The 26,990-nt window shown below is 59.6% G+C and carries 30 protein-coding genes; 14 read left to right on the top strand and 16 right to left on the bottom strand.

Features of this window, described 5'->3' with window-relative positions:
• Nucleotides 1-10: 10 nt before the first annotated feature.
• The 4 genes from V8G57_RS18840 to V8G57_RS18825 all read right to left on the bottom strand — a co-directional run bounded on the left by V8G57_RS18840 (nt 11) and on the right by V8G57_RS18825 (nt 1,828).
• Nucleotides 11-601 carry a chemotaxis protein CheW gene (locus tag V8G57_RS18840; protein ID WP_092396698.1) on the bottom strand — a complete coding sequence of 197 codons (591 nt, stop codon included), beginning with the start codon at nt 599-601 and terminating at the stop codon, nt 11-13.
• A 78-nt stretch (nt 602-679) separates the two neighbouring features.
• Nucleotides 680-1,045, bottom strand: coding sequence for a response regulator (locus tag V8G57_RS18835; RefSeq protein WP_038485766.1), 366 nt, complete (start codon nt 1,043-1,045; stop codon nt 680-682).
• A gap of 53 nt (nt 1,046-1,098) precedes the next feature.
• Nucleotides 1,099-1,515 carry a response regulator gene (locus tag V8G57_RS18830; RefSeq protein ID WP_092396696.1) on the bottom strand — a complete coding sequence of 139 codons (417 nt, stop codon included), beginning with the start codon at nt 1,513-1,515 and terminating at the stop codon, nt 1,099-1,101.
• A 160-nt stretch (nt 1,516-1,675) separates the two neighbouring features.
• Complete coding sequence (locus V8G57_RS18825) at nt 1,676-1,828, bottom strand: rubredoxin (protein WP_038495022.1); 153 nt, start codon at nt 1,826-1,828, stop codon at nt 1,676-1,678.
• Between the two features lie 110 nt (nt 1,829-1,938).
• Between V8G57_RS18825 and thiD the strand changes: the two genes are divergently transcribed.
• Both thiD and hemL read left to right on the top strand, forming a co-directional pair.
• Nucleotides 1,939-2,790, top strand: a complete 852-nt coding sequence (gene thiD, locus V8G57_RS18820; RefSeq protein WP_342830649.1) for a bifunctional hydroxymethylpyrimidine kinase/phosphomethylpyrimidine kinase — start codon at nt 1,939-1,941, stop codon at nt 2,788-2,790.
• Nucleotides 2,791-2,977: 187 nt separating this feature from the next.
• Nucleotides 2,978-4,261: a glutamate-1-semialdehyde 2,1-aminomutase gene (gene hemL / locus V8G57_RS18815; protein WP_342830648.1), complete on the top strand. Its 1,284-nt coding sequence runs from the start codon at nt 2,978-2,980 to the stop codon at nt 4,259-4,261.
• A gap of 43 nt (nt 4,262-4,304) precedes the next feature.
• Here the strand turns inward: hemL and corA are convergent, their stop codons facing one another.
• The 8 genes from corA to mpl form a co-directional block, all read right to left on the bottom strand.
• Nucleotides 4,305-5,270: a magnesium/cobalt transporter CorA gene (gene corA / locus V8G57_RS18810; RefSeq protein ID WP_092396690.1), complete on the bottom strand. Its 966-nt coding sequence runs from the start codon at nt 5,268-5,270 to the stop codon at nt 4,305-4,307.
• Nucleotides 5,271-5,374: 104 nt separating this feature from the next.
• A complete protein-coding gene (gene mtgA, locus V8G57_RS18805) occupies nt 5,375-6,070 on the bottom strand; it encodes a monofunctional biosynthetic peptidoglycan transglycosylase (RefSeq protein WP_092396688.1) in 696 nt (231 codons plus the stop codon).
• A gap of 34 nt (nt 6,071-6,104) precedes the next feature.
• On the bottom strand, nt 6,105-6,926 hold the full coding sequence (gene aroE / locus V8G57_RS18800; RefSeq protein ID WP_342830647.1) for a shikimate dehydrogenase: 822 nt from the start codon (nt 6,924-6,926) through the stop codon (nt 6,105-6,107).
• Nucleotides 6,923-7,822: a TonB C-terminal domain-containing protein gene (locus V8G57_RS18795; RefSeq protein WP_342830646.1), complete on the bottom strand. Its 900-nt coding sequence runs from the start codon at nt 7,820-7,822 to the stop codon at nt 6,923-6,925. Before V8G57_RS18795 ends, aroE begins: the two co-directional genes overlap by 4 nt.
• 116 nt (nt 7,823-7,938) lie before the next feature.
• Complete coding sequence (locus tag V8G57_RS18790) at nt 7,939-10,014, bottom strand: ribonuclease catalytic domain-containing protein (protein ID WP_342830645.1); 2,076 nt, start codon at nt 10,012-10,014, stop codon at nt 7,939-7,941.
• Between the two features lie 8 nt (nt 10,015-10,022).
• Nucleotides 10,023-10,712 (bottom strand): chorismate--pyruvate lyase family protein, encoded by a 690-nt coding sequence (locus tag V8G57_RS18785; RefSeq protein WP_342830644.1) that lies wholly within the window; start codon nt 10,710-10,712, stop codon nt 10,023-10,025.
• Nucleotides 10,712-11,314 carry a YqiA/YcfP family alpha/beta fold hydrolase gene (locus V8G57_RS18780; RefSeq protein WP_342830643.1) on the bottom strand — a complete coding sequence of 201 codons (603 nt, stop codon included), beginning with the start codon at nt 11,312-11,314 and terminating at the stop codon, nt 10,712-10,714. The genes V8G57_RS18785 and V8G57_RS18780 overlap by 1 nt, the downstream gene beginning before the upstream one ends.
• Nucleotides 11,311-12,711, bottom strand: coding sequence for a UDP-N-acetylmuramate:L-alanyl-gamma-D-glutamyl-meso-diaminopimelate ligase (gene mpl, locus V8G57_RS18775; RefSeq protein WP_342830642.1), 1,401 nt, complete (start codon nt 12,709-12,711; stop codon nt 11,311-11,313). Before mpl ends, V8G57_RS18780 begins: the two co-directional genes overlap by 4 nt.
• Before the next feature lie 174 nt (nt 12,712-12,885).
• Between mpl and V8G57_RS18770 the strand changes: the two genes are divergently transcribed.
• The 10 genes from V8G57_RS18770 to V8G57_RS18725 all read left to right on the top strand — a co-directional run bounded on the left by V8G57_RS18770 (nt 12,886) and on the right by V8G57_RS18725 (nt 21,244).
• Nucleotides 12,886-13,527, top strand: a complete 642-nt coding sequence (locus V8G57_RS18770; protein ID WP_092396674.1) for a hypothetical protein — start codon at nt 12,886-12,888, stop codon at nt 13,525-13,527.
• Nucleotides 13,527-14,048: a TlpA family protein disulfide reductase gene (locus tag V8G57_RS18765; RefSeq protein ID WP_342830641.1), complete on the top strand. Its 522-nt coding sequence runs from the start codon at nt 13,527-13,529 to the stop codon at nt 14,046-14,048. The genes V8G57_RS18770 and V8G57_RS18765 overlap by 1 nt, the downstream gene beginning before the upstream one ends.
• A 129-nt stretch (nt 14,049-14,177) precedes the next feature.
• A complete protein-coding gene (gene aroQ / locus V8G57_RS18760; protein ID WP_342830640.1) occupies nt 14,178-14,615 on the top strand; it encodes a type II 3-dehydroquinate dehydratase in 438 nt (145 codons plus the stop codon).
• Nucleotides 14,616-14,740: 125 nt separating this feature from the next.
• A complete protein-coding gene (gene accB / locus V8G57_RS18755) occupies nt 14,741-15,208 on the top strand; it encodes an acetyl-CoA carboxylase biotin carboxyl carrier protein (RefSeq protein WP_342830639.1) in 468 nt (155 codons plus the stop codon).
• Nucleotides 15,209-15,376: 168 nt separating this feature from the next.
• Nucleotides 15,377-16,759 (top strand): acetyl-CoA carboxylase biotin carboxylase subunit, encoded by a 1,383-nt coding sequence (gene accC, locus V8G57_RS18750; RefSeq protein ID WP_092396668.1) that lies wholly within the window; start codon nt 15,377-15,379, stop codon nt 16,757-16,759.
• Between the two features lie 42 nt (nt 16,760-16,801).
• Nucleotides 16,802-17,713 carry a 50S ribosomal protein L11 methyltransferase gene (prmA, locus tag V8G57_RS18745; protein WP_342830638.1) on the top strand — a complete coding sequence of 304 codons (912 nt, stop codon included), beginning with the start codon at nt 16,802-16,804 and terminating at the stop codon, nt 17,711-17,713.
• 10 nt (nt 17,714-17,723) lie between these two features.
• Nucleotides 17,724-19,094 (top strand): DUF3426 domain-containing protein, encoded by a 1,371-nt coding sequence (locus V8G57_RS18740; RefSeq protein ID WP_342830637.1) that lies wholly within the window; start codon nt 17,724-17,726, stop codon nt 19,092-19,094.
• A 116-nt stretch (nt 19,095-19,210) separates the two neighbouring features.
• Nucleotides 19,211-20,143, top strand: a complete 933-nt coding sequence (locus V8G57_RS18735) for a carbohydrate kinase family protein (protein ID WP_342830635.1) — start codon at nt 19,211-19,213, stop codon at nt 20,141-20,143.
• A 206-nt stretch (nt 20,144-20,349) separates the two neighbouring features.
• A complete protein-coding gene (locus V8G57_RS18730; RefSeq protein ID WP_092396660.1) occupies nt 20,350-20,601 on the top strand; it encodes a hypothetical protein in 252 nt (83 codons plus the stop codon).
• Between the two features lie 103 nt (nt 20,602-20,704).
• Nucleotides 20,705-21,244, top strand: coding sequence for a peroxiredoxin (locus tag V8G57_RS18725; RefSeq protein WP_342830634.1), 540 nt, complete (start codon nt 20,705-20,707; stop codon nt 21,242-21,244).
• Nucleotides 21,245-21,339: 95 nt separating this feature from the next.
• Here the strand turns inward: V8G57_RS18725 and V8G57_RS18720 are convergent, their stop codons facing one another.
• Nucleotides 21,340-22,542, bottom strand: coding sequence for an MFS transporter (locus V8G57_RS18720; protein ID WP_425458305.1), 1,203 nt, complete (start codon nt 22,540-22,542; stop codon nt 21,340-21,342).
• Between the two features lie 212 nt (nt 22,543-22,754).
• Between V8G57_RS18720 and V8G57_RS18715 the strand changes: the two genes are divergently transcribed.
• Complete coding sequence (locus tag V8G57_RS18715) at nt 22,755-23,561, top strand: AraC family transcriptional regulator (RefSeq protein ID WP_254785035.1); 807 nt, start codon at nt 22,755-22,757, stop codon at nt 23,559-23,561.
• A gap of 124 nt (nt 23,562-23,685) precedes the next feature.
• Here V8G57_RS18715 and V8G57_RS18710 read toward each other — a convergent pair whose 3' ends face one another.
• Together V8G57_RS18710 and V8G57_RS18705 are read right to left on the bottom strand one after the other, a co-directional pair.
• Nucleotides 23,686-24,294 carry a glutathione S-transferase N-terminal domain-containing protein gene (locus tag V8G57_RS18710; protein WP_092396652.1) on the bottom strand — a complete coding sequence of 203 codons (609 nt, stop codon included), beginning with the start codon at nt 24,292-24,294 and terminating at the stop codon, nt 23,686-23,688.
• A gap of 30 nt (nt 24,295-24,324) precedes the next feature.
• Nucleotides 24,325-24,558: a hypothetical protein gene (locus V8G57_RS18705; RefSeq protein WP_342830632.1), complete on the bottom strand. Its 234-nt coding sequence runs from the start codon at nt 24,556-24,558 to the stop codon at nt 24,325-24,327.
• Between V8G57_RS18705 and purB the strand changes: the two genes are divergently transcribed.
• On the top strand, nt 24,557-25,924 hold the full coding sequence (purB, locus tag V8G57_RS18700) for an adenylosuccinate lyase (protein WP_342830631.1): 1,368 nt from the start codon (nt 24,557-24,559) through the stop codon (nt 25,922-25,924). The two genes, V8G57_RS18705 and purB, sit on opposite strands and share 2 nt — an antisense overlap.
• Nucleotides 25,925-25,990: 66 nt before the next feature.
• Here purB and secF read toward each other — a convergent pair whose 3' ends face one another.
• A complete protein-coding gene (secF, locus tag V8G57_RS18695; RefSeq protein ID WP_092396646.1) occupies nt 25,991-26,935 on the bottom strand; it encodes a protein translocase subunit SecF in 945 nt (314 codons plus the stop codon).
• Between the last annotated feature and the right edge of the window lie 55 nt (nt 26,936-26,990).

Raw genomic sequence — 26,990 nt, 5'->3', positions numbered from 1 at the left:
CACCTGGGACTCATAAACCTACTTGTAAAAAACGAGGGTCGTGCAAGATCTGGGCCATGCTCAGCTCGGTCCAGAGCTGCGAGTCGCTGTCGAGATAGCGCTTGGCGCCTGCCTGGTCCAGCGGCTCCGGGGCTTGCAGGGTCATCTGGGCGACGTTGCGCAAGCCCAGGACGCGAGAAACCAGCAAGCCGCTGTTGAACGAAAACGATGGTGCAAAAGCGACAATCCGGCATTCTTTGTCAATTTGCGTCACCCCATGGCCCTGGAAACGCGCAAAATCGATCACGCTGATCAGCGTGCCGCGCACATTGCTCAGTCCCAGGTACCAGTCGTGGGTCAACGGCACCCGCGAGATCTGGTCGACCGCGACGATCTCGCCCGCCTCTTGCAAATTCAGCAGCCAGCGGGTCTGCCCGATCAGCAAGCCGAGCTGGCTTTCCTGCGCTTCGGTGCCGCTGCGCGCAGCCTGCATCCGTTCCAGCAAGTGCGACTGGAATTCACGCAGCCGGCTGCGGCGCGAGTCGGCGTCAAGGGCAACCTTGTTGACGGGTAGCGACGAGGGCGATGTTTCCGCCGTCAGATGCGAGCTAGATTGGGTCATATTGATTGGGCGCTCATTTCGCGTAAACTTGGCTAGATTCGTCGGCTTAAATTCAGCAACCTTGAAACCGGCGTCCGATTAACCAAGCGCAGCGATTTTCGCCAGCAGTTCTTTCGGATCGATAGGTTTCACCAGGTAGTCGCGCGCACCTTGGCGCAGGCCCCAGATACGGTCGGTTTCCAGGCCCTTGCTGCTGCAGATGATGATGGGGATGTCCTTGGTGTCGTCGTCGCGCGTGATCGAGCGCGTCACCTGGAAGCCGTTCTGGCCCGGCATCACCACATCCATCAGGATCAGCTGCGGCTTGTCGGCCTTGATCTTGTCGAGGATGCCTTCGCCGTTTTCGGAAGTCGACACCGAATAGCCGGCCTTCGCCAGGATATCGGTCAGGAAATAACGCTCGGTTGGCGAGTCGTCGACGATGAGAATCTTCTGTATGGCCATGTTCAACCTTTATTTGCTTCGTACTTCAAATTATGTAAATCAGTCAGCCTGCTTCATGCAATGACCGGGATAGCACCGTCCGCTGTCTGCGTGTGCTGGCGCACCGCCTTCAGCAGACTGTCTTTGGTAAACGGTTTGGTGAGATATTCGTCGGAACCGACCATGGCGCCGCGTGCGCGGTCAAACAAGCCGTCCTTCGACGACAGCATGACCACCGGCGTAGCATGGAATTTAGCGCTCTTCTTGATCAGCGCGCAGGTCTGGTAACCATCCAGGCGCGGCATCAGGATGTCGCAGAAAATCAGCGCAGGCTTGTGATCGTTCACTTTCGCCAAGGCATCGAAGCCATCTTCGGCAAGTACGACCTGATAACCAGCCTGGCTCAGGAAAATTTCCGCGGACCGCCGGATAGTGCTGCTATCGTCAATGACCATTACCTTCAGGTTGACGCCGCCAAGTGATGTTGTCATGAAATCGTCTCATTCAATCCAAATAAATCTACGGCGTCACTGTAACAAAGAAAGACATTCCTTAGAACAATGTTTATGAAGGGCAGCCGATAAAGTTCAATTTATTTTGTAACTTGAGACAATAACTTGATATTCCTGCAATGAAAATGTGGTATTTGGCTTAAATGGCAACCATTTCAAAGTCTTCCTTGCGCGCGCCGCATTCCGGGCAAGTCCAGTTCATCGGCACATCGTCCCACAGTGTGCCGGGAGCAATGCCTTCCTCCGGCAAACCGGCCTCTTCGTCATAGACCCAGCCGCAAATCAGGCACATCCAGGTTTTGAACTCTGTGGATTTGGTAGTTTTGGTAGTTTCGTCATTGCTCACAGCGGTGATCCTTCAATCAAGTAAAATGCAAAGTCGGATATCTTAATCTACCCGCCGTGCAAAACCAAACTTCTCCACTTATATTGACCTTCGGCGTTGCCGACCCCGTCGGCGCCGCCGGCATCCAGGCTGACCTGGCCACGTTTTCGGCCATGGGCTGCCACGGCCTGTCCGTCATCACGTCGATCCTGATCGGCGACACCGCCCGCATCGAAGACACCCAGCAGATCGACGCTGACTGGGTGGCGGACCAGGCGCGCGTGCTGCTGGAAGACATGCCGGTGTCGGCCTTCAAGGTAGGCGCCGTCGGCAGCATCGAAAGCGTTTCGGTGATCGCCGAGATCGTCTCGGATTATCCTGAAATCCCGCTGATTCTAGACCCTTTTTTATCGGCCATGCCAGATCAGGGTCAAGACAGCGAAGACCTGCTGACCGCCATCCGCGAGCTGCTGGTTCCGCAGACCACGGTGATGCTGGTATCGGCGGTGGAACTGTCGCGCCTGGCAGAGACCTGGCGCGAACCCTCGTCCGAAGACATGATGAGCCTCGATGCCATGCGCATCATCGAACTCGGCTGCGAATACCTGTTCGTGACCGGCACGCCTACGCCGGCGGCCGAAATCGGCAACACGCTGTTCAATGAGTCGGGCGTGGTGCGGCAAGACAGCTGGCCGCGCGTTTCGGGCTCTTTCAGCGGCGCCGGCACCACCCTGTCGGCAGCGATCGCAGCGATGCTGGCCAACGGCCTTGACGTGCCGGAAGCGGTGTCCGAGGCGCAGGAATTCACCCTGGCTGCCGTCACCGCCGCGCAACGGCTGGGCATGGGCAAGCTGATCCCGGACCGTTATTTCTGGGCCCGCGAAGAGGGGCTGGAGCGGCATGACGAGGATGGCGGCGAAACCGCCTGATAACCAATTATCTTCTCTCCAGAACCTCAAGTATTATTTTTGAATTCCGCATCCTATTATTTTTCTTTGCAATTTAACCGTTTTCCCTAATCAGTTGAGGACAGAGCTGCCCGGGTAGGGTAATTCGCCACGCTGCGGTGGCTCTTAAACCCTACCCGGGCAGCTCTGTCCCGCAATTATTAAAATTATGACTTCCAATAACGACACTTTGTTTGCCCGCGCCCAGCTGACCACTCCCGGCGGCGTCAATTCGCCGGTGCGCGCCTTCCGTTCGGTAGGCGGCACGCCGCGCTTCATCACACGCGCCGAAGGCCCGTATTTCTGGGACGCCGACGACCGCCGCTATATCGACTACATCGGCTCCTGGGGTCCGGCGATCGTCGGCCACGCCCATCCGGCCGTGATCAAGGCAGTGCAGGAGGCCGCTGCGCGCGGCCTGAGTTTCGGCGCGCCGACCCAGGGCGAAATCGAGATCGCCGAAGAGATCTGCAAGCTGGTGCCGTCGATCGAACAGGTACGCCTGGTATCGAGCGGCACCGAAGCCACCATGAGCGCGCTGCGCCTGGCGCGCGGCGCCACCGGCCGCGACAAGATCGTCAAGTTCGAAGGCTGTTACCACGGCCACGCCGATTCGCTGCTGGTCAAGGCCGGCAGCGGCTTGCTGACCTTCGGTAATCCGACTTCGGCCGGCGTGCCGGAAGATTTCGTCAAGCACACCCTGGTGCTCGACTACAACAACGCCCAACAGCTGGAAGACGCCTTCAAGGACATGGGCGACCAGATCGCCTGCGTGATCGTCGAGCCGGTGGCCGGCAACATGAACCTGGTGCGCGCGACGCCGGAATTCCTGCAGACCATGCGCCGCCTGTGCACGCAGTACGGCACCGTGCTGATTTTCGACGAAGTCATGTGCGGCTTCCGGGTAGCGCTGGGCGGCGCCCAGGCGCTGTACGACATCAAGCCCGACATCACCGCGCTGGGCAAGGTGATAGGCGGCGGCCTGCCGGTGGCGGCCTTCGGCGGCCGCGCCGACCTGATGGGCCAGATGGCGCCGCTGGGTCCGGTGTACCAGGCCGGCACGCTGTCCGGCAATCCGGTAGCGGTGGCGGCCGGCATGAGCACCCTCAAGCTGATCCAGGAGCCTGGTTTCTACACCAGGCTGGGGACGCAGACCAGCAAGCTGGTCAACGGCTTGAGCGCGGCGGCGAAAGAAGCCGGCGTCACCTTCAGCGGCGACGCGATCGGCGGCATGTTCGGCTTGTATTTCGCGGCGGCGGTGCCGGATAGTTATGCGACAGTGATGGCGTCCAACAAGGACCTGTTCAACAAATTCTTCCATGCCATGCTGGACGCCGGCGTATACCTGGCGCCGTCGGCGTTCGAGGCGGGTTTCGTATCGGCGCAGCACGACGACGCGGTGATCGAGGCCACCATCGCCGCGGCGCGCGGCGCATTCGCGCAGCTGGTTTAAGCTGCACGCGGGGCGGTTTCCCGCCCTGCTTTTCAATGTATCTTCAGTTCAGCCAGCCGCGCCGGCGGAAATACCAGAACGGCGTGATCGCCGAGCACACCATCAGCACCAGCGCAAACGGATAACCGAGCGCCCAGTCGAACTCCGGCATGAAATGAAAATTCATGCCATAGATGCTGGCGATCAGGGTCGGCGGCAAGAACGCCACCGAGGCGACCGAGAAAATCTTGATGATCTTGTTCTGGTTGATGTTGATGAAACCGACCGTCGCATCCATCAGGAAGTTGATCTTGTCGAACAGGAAAGCGGTGTGGCCGTCCAGCGATTCGATATCGCGCAGGATCTGCCGCGCATCTTCAAACTGGTCCACGCTCAGCAAGCGGCCGCGCATCAGGAAACTCACCGCGCGGCGCGTATCCATCATGTTGCGCCGGATGCGGCCGTTCAAGTCTTCCTCATGCGCCATGGCGCTCAAGGCTTCGGCTGCGGCCTGGTCCGTCAGTTTCTTTTGCAGCACGCGCTGGCTGACCTCATCCAGCTGCTTGTATACGCCCTCCAGGGCGTCGGCGGAGTACTCGGCATCGGTCTGGTACAGGTCCAGCAATACGTCCTTGTAATCGCCGATAGACCCCGGCCGCGAGCGTGCGCGCATGCGCACCAGGCGGAACACCGGCAAATCCTCGCCGTGCAGCGAAAACAATATGTTGCGCGCCAGGATAAAGGCGACCGTAACGGTGGACGACGGGCCGTCGTCCTCTTCAAACAAAAAATCGGTGCGCAGGTGCAGGTCGCCGTTTTCGGCTTCGTAATAACGGGCTGACGCCTCGATATCCTTGACCTCGTCTTCCCCCGGCAAGGTCACGCCGTAGATACTCTTGACCCAGGCCCGTTCCTGGTCGTTCGGTTCGGTCAGGTCGACCCATACCGGCTGTACTTTCTCAAGGTCGCTGTGACTCTCGATGTTGACCTGGTTGAGGCGGCCGTTCTGCAAAACAAATACATTGATCATGCTTACCTCGACTGGTATTCAGGGAAGTTGCTTTTCCATTTCCTGCGCCCCGGGAATGGCGGTTCGCTGCGAATCAAACAACCTCTGGCAGCGCGTATATTAAGTTAAGGCAATTCAGCCGAGCCCATGCGCCGCAAAATCAGCCCGGTGCGTTGCGACAGATATGCCGAGCCGCGATTCTTGTCGTAAAAGCGCGGCTTCGGCAGCATCACCGCGAGCCGCGCGGCCTGGCTGGCGCCGAGGTTGCTGGCAGAAGTCTTGAAATAATGCTGGGCCGCGGCTTCGGCGCCGAACACGCCGTTGCCCCACTCCACCACATTCAGGTAGATTTCGAATATGCGTTCCTTGTCCATCCAGAACTCAAGCATGTAGGTGATGACCAGTTCCTGTCCTTTGCGCAGGTAACTGCGCTCGCCGGACAAGAACAGGTTTTTCGCCAGCTGCTGGGTGATGGTGGAGCCGCCGCGCACGACCTTGCCCTTCTTGGTGTTTTTTTCGTAAGCCTGCTGCAGGGCATCCCAGTCGACGCCGTCATGCTCCGAGAAATTGGCATCCTCCGAGGCGATGATGGCGCGCTTCAGGTTATTCGAAATGCGCGAGTATGGCACCCACTTGAATTGCAGCTGGGCGTCCGGCACGGTTTCATGCAACTCCGACAAGCGATGCCGCATGAAGCTGGTAGAACTGGGATTGTGATCGACCCACCACCCGATCTGCAGGAAAAAATACAGCTGCAGCAGCAGGACAGCCGCGATCAGCAGCATACATAAGCGCAACACAAGCTTGCCGACTGACTTCATCCCGGTTCCCTGCAAATAATTAACTGAACAATGCTTAAAGCTGCGCGCGCAAGGCGGCAAATAATTCATCGGTATGCGGCCGCACCCCGCGCCAGACAAAAAACGATTCGGCCGCCTGCTCCACCAGCATGCCCAGGCCGTCGCGCACCCGGGCGCCGTGGCTGGCAGCGAACTGCATGAAAATGGTCGGCTGGGCGCCGTACATCATGTCGTAGGCCAGCGCGGCCGGCCCGAATACACTGGCGGCCAGCGGCGGCAGCTCTGCCTGCAGGCTGGCGGAGGTGGCGTTGATCACGAGATCGTACTGCTGCGTTGCTTCGGCAAACCCGCAGGCGTTCAACAGGCAACCGCCGCGCTGTTGCTGGAACTGCTGCACCAGCTGCCGCGCCTTGGCCGCGGTGCGGTTGGCAATCGTCAGCTGCGCCGGCTGGCGCTCCAGCAGCGGCAGCAAGACGCCGCGCGCCGCGCCGCCGGCTCCCAGCAGCAGGATTTTTTTATGCGCCAGTTCAAAGCCGGCATTGCGCACGATATCGGTGACTAGGCCAACGCCGTCGGTGTTATCGCCGAGTATTGCGCCGTCGTCGAATTTCAAGGTATTCACGGCGCCGGCAGCCTGTGCCCGAGGGGTCAGGGCCGTGGCCAGCGCATACGCTTCCAGCTTGAACGGCACGGTGACGTTGGCGCCGCGGCCGCCTTGCGCGATGAACTCCTGCACCGCTGCCGCAAATCCATCGAGCGGCGCCAGCAAGCGTCCATAACGCATGTCCTGGGCGGTGTCGGCGGCAAAGCGTGCGTGGATGTCGGGCGACTTGCTGTGCGCGACCGGATTGCCGATCACCACGTAAGCAGCGGTCATTGGTTAGCCCCTCCCATCAATTGCGCTTCGAGCAAGCCTTCGCGGGTGAATTCGAAGGTGGAGATCACTTCCCACACATCGTCCTTGCCGCTGCTGCGCATGTTCTCCGGGAAGCGTCCGAACGGAGCCGAGCGTTCAATGATTTTCAGGGTGGCGCGGTCGAGCTCGGGATTGCCGGAGCTGCGCTCGATCCTGGGACCGCCCTCCCTGGTGTAGAGCGAGCCGTCCTGGTAAATCGGGATGTACACCACCAGCCGTCCGTACAGGTTCCTGCCGTTCTTTTTCGGGAAATTCAGCGTGCCCAGTTTTTCGACCTTGTCCTGGAACGACTTGTAGTAGGCGGCGTAGCCGACGGCGCGCGTGCTTGGCGTGATCTGCGTCTTTTTCGGCCGCTTGTTGTAATCGTCGATATTCTTGGCGATTTCCGCTTCCTTGCGGGCGATCGCCTTGGCGCTTTCGACCAGGTCGTTGCCGTTAGGCTGCGGCGTGCTGTCGCTGGCCTTGTCGTTGACGTCCATGGCCGGCATCCGCAGCGGCGTTTCCTTGCGCATCTGGGCCAGCATCTGTTGCTGCTGCTGTTCCAGCTGCTCGATGCGGCGCTTGGTGGCCTGCACGTTGTCGCCGTCTTCCGACTTGCGCATATCGGGCAGCGGCGACTTGGCGCGGCCGGCATCGGCGTTGCCGCCGCCGTCCAGGTTGGCTTGCGCCAGCGCCTCCGCCTTGACCGGCTTGGTATTGTGCTTGGCATTGACCAGGATCACTTCCAGCAACGGGTCGGTAGGTTTCAACCTGAACGCTTCCGGCGCGGCAAAGCGCACCGCCAGCAAGCCCGCATGCGCCAACACCGACGCCGCAATGGCGCCGACCAGGATTCGATTTTGGAAAAAGGATTTCACGCGTGAGCTAAAAGTCGCTATAAAAGAGAGGGATTCTACGACAAAGAGAGATGCCCACGGGAAATTTACGGTGGCTTTCTTCGCTTGCCATTATGTGCGAAACACTACACTTGGGTTCATTCCGCGAGTGGCTTGATCTCCTCGATGGCGCTTCCGGGTTCGGTGGCCGGATCCTCCGGCGGCACATCAACTATCTCATGCGGCATGTCCATGGCCGCATCCAGTTCTTCGGAAATTTCCTCTTCGTCCTCCGGCTCCAGCTGCTGGGCCTCGGCGCTTGGCGCCGCACAGACTTCCAGCAAGCGCGCCTCGACCGTCAGCTCGACCTCGTCCCAGCGCATGATGTCGAGCTTGACCTGGGTGCCGCGCGCCAGCTGTTGCATGCCAGGCAATTTGATGATCAGCGGGATTTCCGCCAAGCGCAGGATTTCGTCTTTCAGCACCGCCGCGTCGACCTGGCGCGTTCCATGCTGCGCCTGTTCCTGGGCCAGCCAGCGCAAGCACCAGTATCGCTCCATGTTCGACTGGAAGTCGCCATAACCGGAATAAGCAGCGTCGAAACCGGACACGATCGCAAACAGGTCGGCATCACGCGGCTTGAATGGCGCTACCAGAGGCGCGGCAACCCCGCCTTCGACGCAAGCCAGGATCTGCCACTGGTTGACCAGGTCGGTATACCGGCGCAGCGGCGAGGTGCTCCAGGCGTACTGGTCGACTCCCAGCCCTTGGTGCGGCGCTGCGTGGGTGACCATGCGCACCTGCATCTTGGCGGCCCAGCCGCCGCTGCCGCCGCCCTGCGCGCGGTAGATGCCGGGCACGCCGTGGTCGGACATCAGCTTGCCCCAGCTGCTGTTGGCGAAGATCATCAGTTCCGCCACGATCTTGTCGAGCGGCGCACCGCGCTTGCGGCGCGCAATGGTGACCACATCGTCTTCCACATAGAAATTGAAATCGACACGGTTGTTCTGCTCAGGCCGCAAACCGAAACTTTCGCGCTTGGCCATGCGGCCCTGTTCCAGGACCTGTATCCATTTCCACAACAAGGCGATATCGGCCTTGTGCGGATACTCGCCGGCGTCGTTGGCGAGATTTTCCTCGGTCACCAGCTCGTCCAGCGTGTTGTGGCGCAGGTTAGCTGAGATCGGCACCAGTTCGGCCTTGGTCTCGGTGCTGACCACGCTCCAGTCGGCAGGGTCGAGCGTGGCGTACAAGGACAGCGCAGGGCAGTTCTTGCCTTCGGCCAAGGTGAAGGCTTCCACCAGTTCGTCCGGCAGCATGGTGATCTTGTCGCCGGGCATATACACGGTCGACATGCGCTGGCGCGCGATCGCATCCAGCGCATCGCCGCGCTTGATGCCCAGGCCCGGGGCGGCGATATGGATGCCGACACGCACCTTGCCGTCCGCCAGCGTCTGCACCGACAAGGCGTCGTCGATTTCGGTAGTGGTTACATCGTCAATGGAAAAAGCCTGCACCGGCGCCAGCGGCAGCTCCGCCACCGCAGGAATGGCGATCTTGGGAAAGCCGGAACCTTTCGGGAAAAATTCCAGCAGGAACCTGGACAGATGCAGCTGCTTCGGCGAAGCGATGCCGCCCACCGTCAGCATCAAGCGCTGCGGCGATGTCTGCAATTCGTTGCAGGCGGCTTCCAGCGCCTTGTATTCGATACTGTTCTTGTCTGGCTTGAACAGCAGCTGCAGCGCCAGCGGCTTCATCATCTCGGGCAGTTGCCCAGCCTTCAGCTGGGCAACGTATTCGGCCTGGATCAAGGCTTGCTGCCTTTTCTTTTCGATGCCGGCCTGGGCCGCTTTCAGCGAGGCTTCCGGCGCCGCCTTGTAGCGGCCCTTGCCCTTTTTATAAAAATAAATCGGCGCCGTGTGCAGGCCCAGCAGCAAACCCGCAGCTTCGGCCGGCAATGGCGCATGGCCGAAATATTCCGCGCCCAGTTCGGCAAAACCGAATTCTTCCTGGCCCGCGACTTCCCACAGGAAATCGAGCTCTATCCCCTGCGCCAGCTGCTGCGCTTCTTCCAGCAGCTGTTGCGGCGTCGGCGCGGTGAATTGCAGCAGCACATCCTTGGACTTGACCTTGCTGCGTTTGCCCGACGGCAGTTCGACCTGGTAGGCCTCGCCTTGCTGCGACAGTACGACACCTGCTTTAAAGTCGCCGGACTCTTCAAAAAATAGATTCATTGCATGCTTTACGTGTGGATTTCTGATGATACCGCTGCCAGCTCTGTTGCAGCGTCAAATGAAGTTTGTTGAAAGGTTGGAACAATCTGCGAGGAAAGACCGCGAGCAGCCGGGGACGGCATCGCCTTCGGATCCGGCCGCACCCTCCGCAATTGTTCGATCTCGGGGAAAAATACTTCTGTCACCAGCATCACGCCGGTCTTACGGCGGAAGGTGGAACGCCTGGCCCACAGCGGATAGGTAAAACCGTCGACGCCGGTAGCGGCGCACATGCGCCGCACCAGCGGATGATCGTGATAGAGCCGGGCGAACTGCAGCTGTCCGCGCGCCACCAGCGGGTCGCCGAACAGCGTGGTCCCTAGCGAGCGCTCGCCCAGCGTACTGAAGAACGGCCATTCGGTAGTGGTTGCATCGAGCGCCACCACGGTATGCCCCAGCACCATCGGGCGGTCGTCGCAACGCAGCAGGACATCCCGCTCCTGCACCTGCAGGCGGCGCGGCAACGCGATCCTTTGCCACTCGTCGGCCAGGCAAAGCGCTCGCTGCTGGCGCAGGCGCTGGACCCGGAACTGCTGGCAATGGGCCATCAGCTTGTAGGTCAGCGAGACGCGGTCAGTCAGCCAGTCGCGCAAATTATCGGAGGGATGGACGCCATTGGCATGGTCATGCCATTGGGCGCAGGTACGGGAACGCGGCATCAGGTCCTCGCTGCCGGTGCAGGTCCAGCAGCGGCGGCGATTCCGCAAAATGCCAGCACCGCACCGGCATAGTCGGCAAATTCGCTGATGCCGTGGTCGCTGCCTTGAATCACCTGCTGCCTGGATTGCGGATAATGGCCAACCATTTCGCGCCAGTCCAGGACTTCGTCGCCGGTAGCAGCGATCAAGAAATAACGCTCCGGCCTGGTGATGCGGGTTATCTGCAAAGCCTGCAACTCGGCGATGTACTCGCGCTTGAATTCAAATGGCTGATCGGAATGGTATTGGGTGCTGACGCCGACATATTTTTCCAGATCGCGCGGCGGCTTGACCGCCGGATTCAGCAGCACCGCGCGGCAGCCGGCCCGCTCGGCCAGCCAGGTGGCGTAATAACCGCCGAGCGAGGAGCCGACCAGGGTCAGTGCGGCAGGATCGCAATCCTTGATGCAGTCTTGCGCCATGGCGATCGCGGCGGCCGGCGAGGCCGGCAGCTGCGGGCACTGGTATTCGGCCGCCCGTCCCAGCTGCTGCATGCGTTCAGCCAGCAGGCACGCCTTGAACGATTGCGGCGAAGAACGGAAGCCGTGCAGGTACAGGATCATTGCGCGCCAGGCGAGAGTGAAGACAAAGCGGCAAGAATCTTTTGATGCACGCCGCCGAAACCGCCGTTGCTCATCACCAGCACCTGGTCGCCCGGCCTGGCGGCCTTGGCGATCGCCGCCACCAGCTGGTCAAGCTCATGGTAAGTACTCGCTTTGTCGCCCAGCGGCTGCAGTGCGGCGGCCAGGTCCCAGTCCAGCGCATCCTTGCCGGCGCCCTTGGCACCGTAGCCGAACACCAGGTCGGCCTCGGCCAGGCTGCCCGGCAGCGCTTCTTTCATGGCGCCCAGCTTCATCGTGTTCGAGCGCGGCTCCAGCACCGCCAGGATGCGCGCCGCCCCTGCTTTCTTGCGCAAGCCGGCGACGGTGGTGGCGATTGCGGTCGGATGGTGGGCAAAATCGTCATACACCGCAATCTGGCGCACGGTGCCGCGCAGTTCCATGCGGCGTTTCACATTTTCAAAGCGCGACAACGCGCTGATGGCCTGGACCGGCGGCACGCCGACATGGCGGGCGGCGGCAATCGCGGCCAAGGCGTTCATGCGGTTATGTTCGCCGCTCAATTCCCACTGCACCGTGCCCTGCGGCTGGCCATCGAGGGCCACTTCAAAGTGGCCGTTGTCCTGCGTGCGCAGCGTCCAGCCTTGGCGGCGGTCGCCGCCGAAAAATTCCTTTTCGCTCCAGCAGCCGCGGTCCAGCACCCGCTGCAATGCCGGTTCGCGGGCATTGACGACCAGCCGGCCGATGCCCGGGATGGTGCGCACCAGGTGATGGAACTGGGTTTCGATCGCAGCCAGGTCGGGGAAAATGTCGGCGTGGTCGTATTCCAGGTTGTTCAGGATCGCCGTCCTGGCGTGGTAATGGACGAATTTGCTGCGCTTGTCGAAAAATGCCGTGTCGTACTCATCGGCTTCGATCACGAAAAACGACGATGGCGCGCCGCCCTTGCCCGACAAACGCGCCGAAATGCCGAAATTCATCGGCACGCCGCCGATCAGGAAACCCGGATCGTAGCCGGCGTCTTCCAGGATCCAGGCCAGCATGGCGGAGGTGGTGGTCTTGCCGTGGGTGCCGGCCACCGCCAGCACCCATTTGTCGCGCAGGATGTGCTCGCCTATCCATTGCGGCCCCGAGACGTAAGGCAGGCTGCGGTTCAGGATTTCTTCCATCAAGGGGTTGCCGCGCACCACAACGTTGCCGATCACGTACAGATCCGGCTGCAAGGCGGTCTGTTCCACGCCGAAACCCTGGATCAGGCTGATGCCCTGCGCTTCCAGCTGGGTGCTCATCGGCGGGTACACATTGGCGTCGCAGCCGGTGACTTTATGCCCGGCCTGTTTGGCCAACACCGCCAAACCGCCCATAAAGGTGCCGCAGATGCCAAGGATATGAATATGCATTCTTGAATTTCACTATGCTGAAAAGAGGAATACCGTGATTTTACCTGAGCGGCTGCCGCACCCGTTAGCAGGGCTTGGAAAAAGTGAAATACGGAAAAATCGGCGCAGTTTCGGATTTGCCTTAAGCCAGGTATTCGGGGAGCAAGGGGACGCGCGCAGGCAAATCGATTTATCATGCCGCTCATGGCATCCAATCTCTCACCTGAACTAGAACAGCTGCGCGCGGAAATTGCCGCCGCGGCAGCCCGCATGATTGCCGAAGACGGCGCCGACTATGGCACCGCGAAGCGCAAAGCGGTGGAACTGTGTGTCGGCAGCAAGCGCGGCGGCGGCAAGATCCGCGGCGATTTCCTGCCCGATAACGCCCAGATCGAAGAAGAAGTACGCATATATAACGAACTGTTCTTTGCTGACACGCAACCGGCACGGCTCTTGCATTTACGCCAGATCGCCGCGGAAATCATGGCTGAACTGGTGCAATTCAAGCCCTATCTTACCGGCGCGGTCCTCAACGGCACCGCCGGGGAGCACTCGGATATCCATCTGCATTTATTTGTCGACAGTCCCAAAGACGTGGAAATTTTCCTTTTTAACAAAAATGTACAATTCGAGGTCTCGACCGGTACGCCGCTTAAAACCGGCGGTAATAACGACCCGGTGGAAACTGTGAGTTTTATGTATAAAAAAGAGGGGCTGCATCTGACCCTATATGAAACTGACGATTTGCGAGGTAGTATCAGGGCCGCATCCGGGAAACGCGCTGAACGGGCCGACCTGAATACCGTACTGGCCCTGATCGACAAAGAAGAAAATTAATGAAAAGAAATATATTGATATTTGTGCCGATCGCGATCTTATTTTGCGCGATCGGCGTTTATTTTGGCATGCAGCGTCATACGCCGGCTTCACCGGAAAGCGCCGCGGTAGCCAGCCTGCTGGCCCAGGAGATGCCTGACGCCAGCGGCAAGGCCAGTAGCTTGTCGCAGTGGAAAGGCAAACCCCTGGTCGTCAATTTCTGGGCGACCTGGTGCGCGCCCTGCGTGGAAGAGATGCCGGAACTGAATGCCCTGCAAACTGAAATAGCCGCAAAAAATATACAGGTTGTCGGCATCGGCATCGATTCTGCGGACAATATCGCGAAATTTGCTGATAAATACAAAATCTCCTACCCCTTGTACGTAGCGGGCACCGGCGCCACCGCATTGCTGCGGCAGTTTGGCAACCAGAGTGGCGGCCTGCCTTTCACGGTATTGATCGGCAGCGACGGCCAGGTGAAGAAAATGTACCTGGGCAGCATCAAATTCGATGAACTGCGAAAAGACTTGGCATTGCTATAAGCTGAAAACTTACTGCAGAAACATTTAACAATGCCGGACCGAAATTTCACAGAAACAAATTTCCCCTTGCCAGTCAACGTCATTTGACGGCAAAATGCGGCCATCGTCGTCAAACGGAGCACCATCTCCATGGCAAAAAATATACTTCTACTCAACGGACCCAACCTGAATCTGCTGGGTACAAGAGAGCCGGAAGTCTACGGTTCGACCTCGCTGAGCGATGTCGAACAGGCAGCTCGGGCCCAGGCAACCGCCGCTGGGGTCCGGCTTGAGCATTTCCAAAGCAATTACGAAGGCGCACTGATAGACCGCATCCATGCGGCCAAGGCAGAAGGCGTCGATGCCATCGTGATCAACCCGGGCGGGCTCACGCATACCAGCGTCGCCCTGCGCGACGCACTGGCTGGAGTGGCGATCCGTTTTATCGAGGTCCACATCTCGAATATCCACCAGCGAGAAGCATTTCGACATCATTCCTATTTATCGGATGTCGCTGTGGGAGTCATTTGCGGTTTAGGCGTGGATGGCTATCGCGCAGCTGTTGATTTTGCCATTAAGAAACTCTAGTTGGTATCTAGTTGATAATTTGCAGTAACTCCGGCGTTTTTGCAGATTTCTTGCAACGGCGCTGAATGCCTGTCAAAAAAACGAAAAATAGCATTTCATTATTTATATATTCTGAAGGATTGCATATGGATTTGAGAAAACTCAAAACGCTGATCGACTTGGTCGCTGAATCAGACATCGAAGAGCTGGAAGTGACGGAAGGCGAAAGCAAGGTCCGTATCGTCAAGTCGTCTGCATCCCAGCAAAACCAGGTTGTCATGATGCAACCGCAACACCAGCACCCGGCCCAGTACCAGGTTGCCGCGCCGGCGCCGGTGGCTGCCGCCGCAGCGCCGGTGGAAGTGGCTGCCGTGCCGGAAGGCCATGTCGTCAAGTCGCCTATGGTCGGCACCTTCTACCGCTCCTCGGCTCCCAGTTCGCCGGCATTTGTCGAAGTCGGCTCGGAAATCAAGGAAGGCGGCACCTTGTGCATCATCGAAGCGATGAAACTGCTCAATGAAATCGAAGCCGACGCTTCTGGCGTAGTGAAGAAGATCCTGGTGGAAAACGGCCAGCCGGTCGAATTCGGCCAACCGCTGTTCATCATTGGTTAATAGACCTGTACCGAGAGAACTACCGAGTTGCCTGCACGGCGGCATCCGCTTATCCGGGTCCCGCCGTTCCGGTTTCCAGTGCAGCGCCACCCGCCTTTGAGCGACGGCCGTATTGGCAACCCAATGCTTGATAACGCTTAACTCTTAGCGACGCATATACCAATTACTATGTTTGAAAAAATCCTTATCGCCAACCGCGGCGAAATCGCCTTGCGCATCCAACGCGCCTGCCGTGAAATGGGCATCAAAACCGTGATGGTCCATTCCGAGGCAGACCGTGACGCCAAGTATGTGAAACTGGCGGATGAATCGGTCTGTATCGGCCCGGCGCCGTCCAGCCTGAGTTATCTCAACATGCCGGCCATCATCAGCGCTGCTGAAGTGACCGATGCCGAAGCTATCCATCCAGGCTACGGCTTCTTGTCCGAAAACGCCGATTTCGCTGAGCGGGTTGAACAGTCAGGCTTTGTTTTCATCGGCCCGCGGCCGGCGAACATCCGCCTGATGGGCGATAAAGTATCGGCCAAACAAGCCATGATCCGCGCCGGCGTGCCTTGCGTTCCAGGTTCGGAAGGCGCGTTGCCCGACGATCCGAAGGAAATCGTCAAGATTGCCCGCAAGATCGGCTATCCGGTCATCATCAAGGCGGCCGGCGGCGGCGGCGGACGCGGCATGCGCGTAGTGCATACCGAAGCAGCGCTGGCCAATGCCGTCACCATGACCAAGACCGAAGCCGGCGCCGCGTTCGGCAATCCGGAAGTATATATGGAGAAGTACCTGGAGAATCCGCGCCACGTGGAAATCCAGATCCTGGCCGACCAGTTCAAGAACGCGGTCTGGCTGGGCGAGCGCGATTGCTCCATGCAGCGCCGCCACCAGAAAGTGATCGAAGAAGCGCCGGCGCCTGGCATCCCGCGCAAGATCATCGAAAAAATCGGCGACCGTTGCGCCGAAGCTTGCCGCAAGATGGATTACCGCGGCGCCGGCACTTTTGAATTCCTGTATGAAAACGGCGAGTTCTACTTCATCGAAATGAACACCCGGGTCCAGGTCGAACATCCGATCACCGAAATGATCACCGGCATCGACATCGTGCAGGAACAGATCCGCATTGCCGCCGGTGAAAAGCTGCGCTTCCGCCAACGCGATATCCAGCTCTCCGGCCACGCTATCGAATGCCGCATCAACGCCGAAGACCCGTTCAAGTTCACACCGTCGCCAGGCAAGATCCTGTCATGGCATGCGCCCGGCGGCCCTGGCATCCGGGTCGATTCGCATGCGTATGCGGGCTATTTCGTGCCGCCGCATTATGATTCGATGGTGGGCAAGGTGATCTCTTACGGCTCGACCCGCGAACAGGCGATCCGGCGCATGCAGATTGCGCTGTCGGAAATGGTGGTCGAAGGGATCCAGACCAACATCCAGCTGCACCGCGAGCTGATGATCGACGCCCGTTTCATCGAAGGCGGGACCAACATCCACTACCTGGAACACAAACTGGCCGAACGGCCGGTAGTAGCCAAGGAAACGGATAAAGCGGCGAAGAAATAAGGATTCCCTGCGGGGAATCTCCATTACACAGTAAGGCATCTGATGAGCTGGACCGAAATTGTTATTGAAGTTGCACTGAGCGACGCCGAAACGCTGTCTGATGCGTTGATGGACGCTGGCGCCTTGTCGGTCTCGGTAGAAGATGCCGACCTGGGAACGGCCGCCGAACAGCCCCTGTTCGGCGAACCCGGCATGGAGCCCAAGGAAGCCGCCTGGCAGCGCAGCCGGGTGATGGTCCTGGCCGAAGTCGACGCCGACCATGCAGCGATCGTCAGCAACGCCGCCAAGGCATGCGGCGTCGCGGTCCCGCCCTACTCGCTGCGGCCGGTGGCGGCGCAGGACTGGGTGCGGCTGACCCAATCCCAGTTTGAACCCATCCATATCGGCAAGAACATCTGGGTAGTGCCTAGCTGGCACGATGCGCCCGACGCCAACGGCCTGATCCTGGAACTTGATCCCGGCCTGGCTTTCGGCACCGGCAGCCATCCGACTACCCGCCTTTGCATGGAATGGCTGGAAATCCATGTGCCGCAGCAGAAACCGCAATCGCTGCTCGATTACGGTTGCGGCTCCGGCATCCTGGCCATGGTGGCCAAGAAGCTGGGCAGCGACTGTACCGTGGTCGGCGTCGATATCGACCCGCACGCCATCGATGCAGCGCGCTACAACAGCGAACGCAACCATTGCGACGTGGCCTACTACCTGCCGGCAGATTTCAGCGCCCGGAGCGCAGTGCAGGTATTCGATATCGTCGTCGCCAACATCCTGTCCGGCCCGCTCAAGCTGATGGCGCCCATGCTGTGCAGTCGCATCGCTGCCGGCGGCAGCCTGACATTGTCCGGCGTGCTGGCGGAGCAGGCGGAAGACGTCATCGCCGCCTATGCGCAGTGGATACCCCTGAGCGTCTGGGCAGAGCAGGACGGCTGGGTCGCGCTGTCCGGAACCCTGAAGTAAGCGGCACGCCATGGCGCTCGCGACCCAATGTCCGCATTGTCAGACCACCTTCCGGGTCGCCAACGACCAGCTGAAGCTGCGCGGCGGCCTGGTTCGCTGCGGCAGCTGCCGCGAAGTCTTCAACGGCATCGAGCACCTGGTGCGGCCCGAAGTGGCGGCGCCGGTAGCGGCGCCGGAACCAGACATCGCAGCGCCCCGGACCCATGCCTTTGCTACCGACAAAACCCCCGTAGCAGAACCGCAGCATAGCGCGCCGCCGCCAGCTTACATCGCACCGGAACCGGAACCGGGACCGGAACCGACGCCGGAACCCGAACCGGCGGTTGCCGTTGCCACAGACCACCCGCTGCCTGTCATCATCGCGCCTGTCGTCACGCCTGAACCCGGAAGATCCACGGCATCAGGCCGGGTAGAAGCGGCGATTGACGGCCTCGAAGAAGATTTGCGCATCGCTGAAGAAACCAGCCAGTCGGCGCCGGCCGACGTGCACCACACCCCGTTCGGCCTGATCAAGCCATCCGCGCCCACCGATCCCGGCCAGGCAGCCAGCGATCCGCCAACCCCCAATGTCTGGCATCGCCACGTCGACGACGAGGAAGACAAGCAGATGGCGCGCATGACCTTGATGCACGTCGCCGGCCAGGACGACGACACGCTGGCGGCAAGAGCCGGATCGGGCCCTGCTGCCGATGATATCGATGAACTGGATCGCATCATCGATGAATTGCAGCGCAAGCCGTGGCGCGCTGAAAAGGCCCCTGCCGTCGCAAATTCCCAGAACGCGGCTGACAGCGGCGACAGCAGCAAAAAGAAGAACCGCGAAAAAACCGCCGAGCCCGAACCGGCCGCTGCCGACGAACCCGATTTTGTCCTGAGCGCAAGGCGCAAGCAACGTATCGGCGGCACGCTGCGCTGGGCCATGTGGGGCGCCGCTGCGCTGATGCTGGTCGGGCTGGCCGGACAATCGACGTATTTTTTCCGCGACCAGCTGGCGGCGCGCCTGCCGCAGCTTAAGCCGGCGCTGGTCGGCGCCTGCGCGAAAATCGGCTGCAGCGTTGGCCTGCCCATGAAAATCGACAGCATTTCGATCGAGGCCAATGAACTGCAGGCGGTCGATCCCGCCCGCAATCTGTTTTCGCTGAACCTGCTGCTGCGCAACCGCAGCGACACGGTGCAAGCCTGGCCCAATATCGAACTGACCTTGAACGACGGCAGCGAGAAGGCGATAGCGCGCCGGGTATTTACGCCGCGCGACTATTTGAGCCCATCGGCCGATCCGGCCCAGGGTTTCGCCAGCGACCAGGAACAGCCCGTGAAACTGGGCTTTGAGTTATTGCAGCTGAAGGCGTCCGGTTACCGGGTGTATCTGTATTATCCGTAGTGTTAAACTCAGTACAATTATTTTCCTTTGCAATTTAACCGTTTTATCTAATCACTTGAGGACAGAGTAATTCGCCACGCTACGGTGGCTCTTAAACTCTGTCCCGCAAATATAAAATGTCCTCTCTTATCTGCGGTTCACTGGCTTTCGACGTCATCATGCAATATCCGGGGCGCTTCTCGGATTCGCTGCTGGCCGACCAGCTGCACAAGATCAGCGTTTCCTTCCTGGTGCCGACCTTGCGCCGCGACTTCGGCGGCTGCGCCGGCAATATCGCCTATAACTTGAAACTGCTGGGCGGCGATCCGCAAATCATGGCGACCATCGGCCACGACGGCGGCGACTACCTGGCGCGCCTCGACCGCCAAGGCATTTCGCGCAAGACCGTGCGCACCATCGAGTCGATCTATACCGCGCAATGCTTCGTCACCACCGACGCCGACAATAACCAGATCAACGCCTTCCATCCCGGTGCGATGACTTTCTCGCACGAGAACAAGGTGGCCGATGCCGGTCCGGTCAAGCTGGCGATTGTCGCTCCCGACGGCCGCGACGGCATGCTGCAGCATGCCGCCGACTGCGCGGCGCAGGGCATTCCGCTGATCTTCGATCCGGGCCAGGGCATGCCGATGTTCAACGGCGACGAACTGAAGCAGTTCATCGAACTGGCGACCTATATCGCCATGAACGACTACGAAGCCGAAATGCTGGCTTCGCGCACCGGCTTGTCGCTGGCGCAGATCGCCGAACGGGTATCGGCGCTGATCGTCACCCGCGGCGAACTCGGCGCGGAGATATTCACCGCCGGCGGCAAGATCGACATTCCTTGCGTCGAAGCTGAACAGGTGCTGGATCCGACCGGCTGCGGCGACGCCTTCCGCGCCGGCATGCTGTATGGCTTGAGCAACGGCATGGACTGGGCCACCACCGGCCGCCTTTCCAGTTTGCTGGGCAGCATCAAGATTGCGCATCTGGGGCCGCAGAACCACGCGCCGAGCCGCGCAGAAATCGATGAGCGCTTCCAGCGTGAATTTGGTTACCGATTGTAAAAGTAGCACATCAAATCCTGTGCTCCGGACTGGTACTGGCCGGAGTATAGGAATAAAAATCCCTCATCTCCCCAGTATCTTCCTCGATTAACAAGACATACTCCCGCAATTGCCGATTCCGGCGTGATACACATCGCCCTGTCCAGCCTGAACTAATCTGCTAGGCTTATATCCAATTTCCATCAGTACCAGGGACGGAGGGTCTCATGAAAAAGCGACTATTAATCGGAGCAACACTGCTGGGCGCAACCATGCTGCTGGGCGGCTGCGTTGCCTATCCGTATGCGGGTGATCCGTACTATGGCGGCTACGGCGGTTATTACGGCGGCGGCTACTATGCGCCGGCGCCGGTATATGTGGGGCCTAGCGTGGACATCGGCTTTGGCTATTCGCGCGGCTGGGGTGGACGAGGCTGGGGCGGCCGCGGTTGGGGCGGCGGCTGGCACGGCGGCCATTAACACCGTGTCCGGACACCCCGTCGCAGCCTTGGCCATCACAAGTGATTGGACAAGGCTGCGATCTCGACGCATGATGCTGCTTATCATTCATCCAGGAGTCCTCATGAAACGACTGATTGCCGCTTTATTGGTTTGCAGCGCTGTTGCCGCACCGGCTTTTGCCGCCCTCAAGGCCGGCGAGCAAGCGCCGCCGTTTACTACCCAGGCTTCTCTCGGCGGCAAGGTGTTCAGCTACTCGCTGGCCGATGAACTGAAAAAAGGGCCGGTGGTGCTCTACTTTTATCCGGCCGCGTTTACCAAGGGCTGCACTATCGAAGCCCATCTGTTTGCTGATGCGGTCGACAAGTACAAGGCGCTCGGCGCATCCGTGATCGGCGTATCCGCCGACAACATCGATACCCTCAACAAATTCTCGGTCAGCGAATGCCGCAGCAAATTCGCGGTTGCCTCCGACCAGGACCAGAAAATCATGAAATCCTATGATTCGGTGCTGCTCTCCAAGACCAGCTATGCGGACCGCGTATCGTATGTGATCGCTCCCAACGGCAGCATCATCTATGAATACAGCAGCATGGATCCGGACAAGCATGTCGGCAACACGCTGCAGGCATTGGAACAATGGGTCGCCAAGCAAAAGAAATGATACGGCGATAGACAGAAGATAGAAAAAAAGCGCGCTGGGGTCAGTTCACTGACGACAGCGCGCTTTTTTTACGGCTTGATTTACGGCTTCATCCGTCAGCCGGCAGCCTTGCGCCGATGCCCTTCAAGATTCGGCAGGAACGCTGCCAGCAGGCCGATCAGCGGCAGGAAAGAACAGACCTGGTAGACGAAGCTGATGCTGGTCATGTCGGCCAGCTTGCCCAAGGCAGCAGCGCCGATGCCGCCCATGCCAAAGGCGAAACCGAAAAACAGGCCTGATACGGTGCCGACCTTGCCCGGCACCAGCTCCTGGGCGAATACCAGGATGGCTGAGAACGCGGAGGCCAGGATCACGCCGATCACCACCGTCAGCACGCCGGTCCAGAACAGGTTAGCGTACGGCAGCATCAGGGTGAACGGCGCCACGCCGAGGATAGAGACCCAGATCACCAGCTTGCGGCCGACCTTGTCGCCGATCGGACCGCCCAGCACGGTGCCGGCCGCCACCGCAAACAGGAATATGAACAAATGCAGCTGCGCCGACTGCACTGACAGCTGGAATTTGTCGATCAGGTAAAACGTGAAGTAACTGCTCAGGCTGGCCATGTAAAAGTATTTCGAGAAAACCAGCATCAGCAAGATGCCTACCGAAAACAGCACTTTCTTGCGCGGCAACGCCACGTAATGCTGCTTTGCCTTGGCCGGCCTGTTTTGCGCTTCCTGGCGCTTGCGCTTGTACCAGTTGCCGATCTGCCACAACACCACGATCGCCAGCAGCGCCGCCGCCGAAAACCAGGCGATGCTGGTCTGTCCATGCGGGATCACGATCCAGGCCGCCAGCAGCGGTCCCATGGAGCTGCCGGCATTGCCGCCCACCTGGAAAATCGACTGCGCCAGGCCATGGCGGCCGCCGGAAGCCATGCGCGCTACCCGCGACGACTCCGGGTGGAAAATCGACGAGCCGGTGCCGACCAGGGCCGCCGCGAACAGCAAGATGCCGTAGCTGGGCGCGACCGACAGGATCAGCAGGCCCACCAGCGTGAAGCCCATGCCCAGCGCCAGCGAATACGGCTTCGGATGCTTGTCGGTGTAGAGCCCCACCAGCGGCTGCAGGATGGAGGCGGTGATCTGGTAAGTCAGGGTAATCAGGCCGATCTGGGCGAAGCTGAGATTGAAATTTCCCTTCAGCAGCGGATAGATAGACAAGATCAGCGACTGGATCATGTCATTCAGGAAGTGGGCAAAACTGATGGCGCCCAGTACCCGAAAACCGGTTTTCTCGGCATCGTGCGATCCCATGGCGGGAGAAATCTGCTTGGCTGCGGTTTGCATGGCGGTGAAATGAATAGTGGCGAATTAGGTACGATGAAAGGCGCAAATGAAACAAGAAACGGCCTGCTTAGGCATCGAAAAAGATTTCTTCATTCGCAAGCCATCAGTGTAAGCAAAAAAACCGAGACTGTTTTAAGATAGAAAGACATAATTTGTCGTATTTCTGCCATTTCCTCCCTATGCCTGCCCAAATACTCACCCACACCACGATCGGCCTGCTTGACGTCGTGCCGGACGCACTGCATCCGGTACGCCTGCGGGCGCGCGACCTTGACGCCGCCAAGCTGCTGAGCGCGCACTCCCATCCCTGGGGCCAGGTTACCTATGCAGCGGAAGGCGTGCTGCGCGTGAGCGTCGGCAACAGCACCTGGATCGTGCCGCCGCTAAGGGCGATCTGGATTCCTCCGCTGGTGGAGCATGAAATCGCCACCATGGAAAAATCCCAGCTGCGCGCCTTGTACATCCATGCCGATGCGACACCTTTCGACGGCCAGGAATGCATCGTGCTGGAGGTCTCGACCTTGCTGCGCGAATTGATCGCGGCTCTGTCGCAAACCGACGACGGCAGCCGCAGGGAAACCCTGCTCAGCCAATTGATACTGGAGGAACTGACGGCGGCGCAAACCCAGGGCATACGCATTTCCCTGCCGACCGAAAAGCGCTTGCACGCCATCTGCCAGGTCCTGATGGAAACGCCCGATTCCAGCATGACGCTGGCGGGCTGGGCAGACCAGGTCGGGGCCTCGGAAAGAACTTTGGCGCGCCTGTTCGAGCGCGACCTGGGCATGACCTTCGGCCAGTGGCGGCAGCAGATCAGGCTGGCGCACGCGGCGCCGATGATCGCGCGCGGCATGCCGCTGTCGCTGGTGGCTGCCGAACTGGGGTACGCCAGCCAGTCGGCATTTTCCGCCATGTTCAGGAAAACTTTCGGGCAATCGCCGTCGACCTTCTTCGCACCAAAGAAAACCGGCCAGGCAGGCAATTAGCGCGCGGCGGGGCCGAGGTCATGCATGAGAAGAGGTTTGCGGGGGAACAGATGCAGCCGAGAGCCGCTGTTGCGTCGTCCGTGTAACGCAACACGGACGGAACAGCCTGCTTCGGTAGTACGGCTTATTGCGGGGCGGTGTCCTTGAACGACTGGCGTTCGGACAGTTTCTCGTACAGCTTGGCCAGCGTCGGATAGTCTTCGCGCCAGGTAATTCCCGGGAAGCGGAAACTGAGCCAGCCCAAGGCGCAACCGACGGCCACGTCGGCCAGCGAATAGTGGATGCCGGAGCAGAATGGCTTTTCCGCCAGGCCGGACGCCATCGCTTTCAGGCCGCCGTCGATCTTGCGCTGCTGGCGGTCGATCCAGGCCTGGCTGCGTTCGCCTTCCGCGCGCTGCGTGCCTTCCAGGCGGATCAGCACGCCGGCTTCCACCACGCCGTCAGCCAGCGCTTCCCAGCATTTCACTTCGGAGCGTTCGCGGCTGTTAATCGGGATTAATTTACCAACCGGCGTCAAGGTATCGAGATATTCGACGATCACGTGCGAATCGAACATGGCGCCGCCGTCTTCCATCACCAGGCAAGGCACCTTGCCCAAGGGATTCGAAGCATGAATCTTGGTGTCGGCGGCCCAGACATCTTCCAGCACGAATTCGTAGTCCAGTTTCTTTTCCGCCATGACAACACGTACCTTGCGGACGAAAGGACTAGCGAGGGAACCGATCAGCTTCATATGTCACTTATGGTAAAAAATGTTGGCTGATTATAGCATTCGCCCCCAGCGACTTTGTCCATCACTGGCCGGGCTCGGACGCAAAGCGGCATATTTACCACGTTGCAAATGGTAAAATTCGGTTTGGCCCGTTATTGCCTTGCGTTGTTGACAAACGTTGTTGCCAAAATCGGCGTCGTTTTTAAGCGCACTGTGCACTTGCAAAATTGAAACAACCGGCGTACCGGCCCTATCTTCATTCACCTCTATAGTCGCCATTATCATGTCTCTTTCCACGCTTTCCGCCCTGTCCCCGCTGGATGGCCGCTACGCCGCCAAAACCGGCAAGCTGCGCCCGATCCTGTCCGAAGCCGGTTTCATGCACCATCGGGTCAAGGTTGAAATTGCCTGGCTGCAAGCCCTGTCGACTGCGGACTTCGCCGAGATCAAACCCTTCTCCGCCAGCGCCAGCGCGCTGCTCGACAAGCTGGCCAGCGACTTCAGCGAAGCCGACGCGGAACGCATCAAGGCCATCGAAGCCGTCACCAACCACGACGTCAAGGCGGTCGAATACTGGCTCAAGGAACAGGTCAAGGACGTGCCGGAGCTGGTCGCCGCCTCGGAATTCATCCACTTCGCCTGCACCTCGGAAGACATCAACAACACTTCGCACGGCATGATGCTGAAAGCCGCGCGCGATACCGTGCTGCTGCCGGCCCTGCAGGAAGTGATCGCCAAGCTGACCGAGCTGGCGCACGCCAATGCCGATTTGCCGATGATGTCGCGCACCCATGGCCAGCCGGCCAGCCCGACCACGCTCGGCAAGGAAATGGCCAACGTCGTGGCGCGCCTGCAGCGCGCAGTGAAACGCATCGCCGCCGTGGAAATCCTGGGCAAGATGAACGGCGCGGTCGGCAACTACAATGCGCACCTGTCGGCCTATCCTGACTTCGACTGGGAAAACTTCTCGAAGAACGTGATCGAACAACGGCTGGGCCTGGTGTTCAATCCCTACACCATCCAGATCGAACCGCATGACTACATGGCGGAACTGTTCGATGCGATCAGCCGCAGCAACACCATACTGCTCGACCTGAACCGCGATATCTGGGGCTACATCTCGCTGGGCTTTTTCAAGCAGCGCACCAAGGCCGGCGAAATCGGCTCGTCGACCATGCCGCACAAGGTCAACCCTATCGATTTCGAGAATTCGGAAGGCAACCTGGGCATGGCCAACGCAGTGCTCAAGCACATGTCGGAAAAACTGCCGCTGTCGCGCTGGCAGCGCGACCTGACCGATTCCACCGTGCTGCGCAACATCGGCGTCGGCCTCGGTTACGCGATCCTGGCTTACGACAGCTGCCTGCGCGGCCTGAACAAGCTGGAAGTCAATCCCGGCCGCCTGGCGGAAGACCTGGACGCCACCTGGGAAGTGCTGGCCGAGCCGGTGCAAACCGTGATGCGCCGCTATGGCATTGAAAATCCCTACGAGCAGCTGAAAGAGCTGACACGCGGCAAAGGCATCTCCAAGGATGCATTGCGCGAGTTCATCCTCAAGCTGGAAATCCCGCAGGAAGCCAAGGACCATCTGCTGGCCATGACACCGTCCAACTACATCGGACATGCAGCATTGCTGGCCAGGAAAATCTGAAACGCCGCTTTCCGCCAGACCAAAAAAAACCAGCCCGGAGGCTGGTTTTTTTATTGCCGCGACGCTTTATACCACCGCGCCGTCAGTCTCGTCCTTTTCCTTGATCGGCTTGATCATGTCTTCGCGCTTGACGCCCAGCCACATCGCCACTGCCGCCGCCACGAACACCGAAGAATAGATACCGAACAGGATACCGATGGTCAGCGCCAGCGCAAAGTAGTGCAACGCCGGGCCGCCGAACACGAACATCGACAACACCATGATTTCGGTACTGCCGTGGGTGATGATGGTGCGGGAAATCGTGCTGGTGATCGCGTGGTTCATGACATCGGCCACCGCCAGTTTGCCGAAGCGGCGGTCGCGGAAGGTTTCGCGCACACGGTCGAACACCACTACCGATTCATTCACCGAATAGCCCAGCACCGCCAGGATCGCCGCCAGCACGGTCAGCGAGAATTCCCACTGGAAGAAAGCGAAGAAGCCGAGGATGATCACCACGTCATGCAAGTTGGCGATGATCGCCGCCACCGCGTATTTCCACTCGAAGCGGATCGCCAAGTAGATCACGATGCCGATCACCACGAACAGCAGCGCCATCAGGCCGTCATGCGCCAGCTCGTCGCCCACCTGCGGGCCGACAAACTCGGTGCGCTTGAGCTGCACGTCAGCATCCTGCTGCTGCAACGCCTTCAGCACGGTAGCGCTTTGGGCATTGGAATTCTCACCTTTTTTCGCGGGCAGGCGAATCATCACATCCTGGGCGGTACCGAAATTGGTGACCTGGTTATCGGTATAACCGAGCCCCTCGACCGTCTTGCGTATGCTCTCGATGTTAGCCGGCTTGCTGTAGGCGACTTCGATCACCGTACCGCCGGTAAACTCGATCGACAGATGCAAGCCTTTCGAGAACAGGAAGAATACGGCCAATACAAACGTCAGCGCCGAGATCGCATTGAATATCAATGCATGGCGCATGAACGGAATATCTTTTTTGATACGGAAAAGTTCCATCACATTCCTTTTGGTTCACACCACTGGTTCTTGCCTGTGCAGCCGCACAATGGCG

Source organism: Collimonas rhizosphaerae, assembly GCF_038896935.1.
Classification (GTDB): Bacteria; Pseudomonadota; Gammaproteobacteria; order Burkholderiales; family Burkholderiaceae_D; genus Collimonas; species Collimonas rhizosphaerae.
This window is presented reverse-complemented; position numbering and strand designations above follow the sequence as displayed.